General features: G+C 48.6%; 1 protein-coding gene. It reads right to left on the bottom strand.

Features of this window, described 5'->3' with window-relative positions; genetic code table 11:
- On the bottom strand, positions 1–833 hold an 833-nt coding region (gene ltrA / locus MJZ25_16730), incomplete at its 3' end, for a group II intron reverse transcriptase/maturase (GenBank protein MCQ2125805.1).
- Between the last annotated feature and the right edge of the window lie 241 nt (positions 834–1,074).

Here is a 1,074-nt window from a genome sequence, read left to right on the forward strand (position 1 = left end):
TTGATGTATGAAACCACGGTCTTCTCCTTGTTCACCTTTAGGAATAGTTTCCCCTCAATGAATTTGGTCATTGACTCTCGTACTCGTTCTGCTGCACGCTGGGTCTTGCAGAATATCATCGAATCATCAGCATAGCGTACAAAGGGGTGTCCTCTGCGTGCGAGTTCCTTGTCCAATTCGTTCAGCATAATGTTGCTGAGCAATGGACTCAGTGGTCCTCCTTGCGGAGTGCCTTCCTCGCTTGCATGCCACAGCCCTTTGTCTATGACTCCGCTTCGAAGATACTTGTGTATAAGGCTGACTACTCTGCCGTCCTTGATGGTTCGGCTGAGTATCTCTATGAGTTTGCTGTGGCTCACTGTGTCAAAGAAGCGTTCGAGGTCAAGGTCAACTACGTACTTGTAGCCCCCATCGACTATCTTCTGCACTTCTCGCAGTGCGTTCAGGCATCCTCTTCTCGGGCGGAAGCCGAAGCTTCGCTTGGAGAATTGGGGCTCATAGATTATTGTCAGTACTTGGTTGATGGCTTGTTGCACCATGCGGTCAACCACGGTGGGTATGCCCAACAGGCGCATCTTGCCGTTGTCCTTGGGTATCTCTACCCTTCGGACGGGATTCGGACGGTATGTACCGTCAAGCAAGGAGCGTATCAGTTCATCCTTATTAGCCAAAAGCCATGGGAGCAACTGCTCGCATGACATCTTGTCGATACCGCCACATCCCTTGTTCCTCACTACTGCCTTGTAGGCTTCGTTGAGGTTGTCGGGGCTAAGGATTACTTCCAATAGGTGCTCCTTGTCGAATGGAACTTCCACGATGTTGTCTTCGGTCATCCACATGAAAGTCTGCACTCCCCCATACCTTTCGGATTCCGTCCTATTCCTTTGGGGGCAGTCATTAGCATGGGCTGATGTTTTCTGCATTCTATCTTTCATGAGGTAACTTTCAATTACTATCGTTTAATTTTTATTAGGTTCAGTCCTTCGTGAAGCGTTACCGATTACTCCACTACTATGACTTCTGCTGACTTCTCACGGCAAGCTTTACTCCATGGCTTTTGTAAGAGCAACTAAT

It is taken from the genome of Fibrobacter sp. (assembly GCA_024399065.1).
In the GTDB taxonomy this organism is placed as follows: domain Bacteria; phylum Fibrobacterota; class Fibrobacteria; order Fibrobacterales; family Fibrobacteraceae; genus Fibrobacter.